At 67.0% G+C, this 2,219-nt stretch carries 2 protein-coding genes and 1 pseudogene; 2 read left to right on the forward strand and 1 reads right to left on the reverse strand.

Annotation, left to right across the window (positions count from 1 at the left end; all coding sequences use genetic code 11):
• Positions 1–221: 221 nt before the first annotated feature.
• Both ACIHCQ_RS44550 and ACIHCQ_RS44555 read left to right on the forward strand, forming a co-directional pair.
• Positions 222–1,061 (forward strand): transposase family protein, encoded by an 840-nt coding sequence (locus tag ACIHCQ_RS44550; RefSeq protein WP_399675094.1) that lies wholly within the window; start codon positions 222–224, stop codon positions 1,059–1,061.
• 326 nt (positions 1,062–1,387) lie between these two features.
• Positions 1,388–1,753, forward strand: a complete 366-nt coding sequence (locus tag ACIHCQ_RS44555; RefSeq protein ID WP_399675096.1) for a hypothetical protein — start codon at positions 1,388–1,390, stop codon at positions 1,751–1,753.
• Positions 1,754–1,832: 79 nt separating this feature from the next.
• Here the strand turns inward: ACIHCQ_RS44555 and ACIHCQ_RS44560 are convergent.
• Positions 1,833–2,156 (reverse strand): annotated as a pseudogene (locus tag ACIHCQ_RS44560) (IS30 family transposase); the annotation flags it as partial.
• Positions 2,157–2,219 lie beyond the last annotated feature (63 nt).

Raw genomic sequence — 2,219 nt, forward strand, 5'->3', positions numbered from 1 at the left:
TCGGCGGCCCGGTGCAGGTCAGGGCCGTCGGTGAGGAGTTGGGCCTTGAGGTGACGGTGCGCGGGAAGATGGAACCGTTGCGGGCGAAGCTGACCAAGCTCGCCGACCGCGGCTGGCTGCACAAGCGTCCGGACGGCAGGTTCACCGCACGCTCGTAGCCGCGCGGGAGGCGGGCGCCGACGGGCGTAACCGGCGGGCCCCCGGCGGCAGTTGAGTTTGGTGTGAAGAAAAACAACCATCCCGTCGAGGGCCCTGACGGCCTTGTCTACACCGTCCGCCTGCCGCTGTCGAGTGCCACCCTGAACTGGCTCGCCGACCTGATACGCGGCCACCTGAAGAAGATCGGCTCACGGTGGCGGGCCCTGCCCGCGGGGAAGATCGCCGCCATCGTGCTGGCAATGCTGCGCTGTGACCAGCGGCCGGGCGACCTGGCCGGCGGCAACGGAATACACCGCACCACCGTGACCCGGTGGGTCAGGGAAGTCGTCGGCCTGCTGGCCGCCCGCGCTCCGCGCCTACAGAGGGCCCTGAAGAAGATCGCCCGAAAGGGTGGCGGGGTGGTGCTGCTGGACGGCACGCTGATCCGCACCCGGCGGCGCACCGGCAAGGACAACCGGAAGAACTACTCGGGCAAGAGCAGATGCCATGGCCTGCTCGTGATCGCGCTCACCGACGACCGTGGCCGGCTGCTCTGGGTCTCGGTGGCCCGGCCCGGACGGACCTCGGAGATCACCGCCTGCCGCCACGACCGGCTCACCGCCAGGCTGCGGGCGGCCGGCCTCGGCGCCATCGCCGACCTGGGCTTCGTCGGCCTCGACGACAGCGGCCCGGACGCCGACCCGGCGGTGATCACCGGCTACAAGGCCGCCCGGAACCGGCCCCTGACACGCGGACAGAAGCTGTCGAACACCGCACTGGCAGCGGTCCGGGCACCGGTCGAGCACGGCTTCGCCCACCTCAAGAACTGGCGCGTGCTCGGCAAGGTCCGCACCGACCCGACGTGGGCGACCGCCCTGGTCAGGGCCCTGCTCGTCCTGACGAACCGCGAAGTTTCCCGGTGACCGACGATCTTCACCGAAGTCATCCGCCCACGACCAGCACGAGCATCCCGAACCCCGCGCACACCAGACCCGTGACCTGCAACTTCATGATGCACAGTGCTCAATGGGCGGCCGCGGAACCACCGTTCTGACGCAGCCGCACAACATGTGAGGGCCCCGGATGCATTGCAGCGACCCCATCGCGTTCAGCGGTCCTGCAAGGCTGCCAGCCCGGAGCCGGGACGGGTCCCGGCGAGCTTGCGTTACACCTGGGGGACCGTCGCCGAGGCAGGAGACAACTCAATGGAATACCGCCCGGCTCCGTTCACACCACACAGGAGACATACATGACATCTTCCTTACGGAAGGCGATCGGCGTCCTGGGGGCCGCAGTAGCGGCTTTTCCCCTGTCCTTGGCCGGGGCACCGTCGGCGCAGGCGGGCAGCGCATACGGCTGTAACTACCCTGAGGTCTGCATCTACAGCGAGCCGACCGTAAACTCACGCATCATCGGACGGTTCAGGGACATCACCCCCAACTGGCAGCGGCTGAACAACCCTGAAACCGGATTCAGCATCGTGAACACCCGAAACGATGACACCGTGTTTGTGCAGCGCAGCAACGGGATCTACACGTGCATCAGGCCGAACGGCGGTATCTCATCGATCGAGACGATCACAGCCATCCGGATCCGCGCAAGCGCTATCTGCTAGAAGTCCGGTGAAGATCTGGTTGAAGGGCCGTCCGGCCGGAGCGGTTTCTACGGATCGTCGCAACACGTGGTCAGTTTGATCAGGCCGCGAGCAGTTTATGCAGGCGCTCGGCTGGGGTTTCCCAGCCGAGCGTTTTGCGTGGGCGGCCGTTGAGTTCGGCTGCGACAGCGTTGAGCTGGTCGCGGGTGTGGACGGTCAGTTCGGTGCCCTTGGGGAACTACTGCCGCAGCAGGCCGTTCGTGTTCTCGTTGGAGCCGCGCTGCCAGAGGCTAGCCGGATCGCAGAAGTAGACAGAGACATCCGTAGTGATGGTGAAGGCGCCGTGGGCGGCCATCTCGGCTCCTTGGTCCCAGGTCAGTGATCGGACGAGATGAGTCGGCAGGGTCTGGACGGTGGTCACCAGTGGAGGCATTCGGGGCCCTCACATGCGCCCATTCGACGGCCCTGACCTGCACCGGGCCGCCGG

The sequence above is a fragment of the Streptomyces sp. NPDC052236 genome (assembly GCF_044548015.1).
GTDB lineage: Bacteria > Actinomycetota > Actinomycetes > Streptomycetales > Streptomycetaceae > Streptomyces.

What these genes read in the sequence shown, in the direction of transcription:
- ACIHCQ_RS44555 (WP_399675096.1), top strand. Translation starts at nt 1,388, where the DNA reads ATGACATCTTCCTTACGGAAGGCGATCGGCGTCCTGGGGGCCGCAGTA.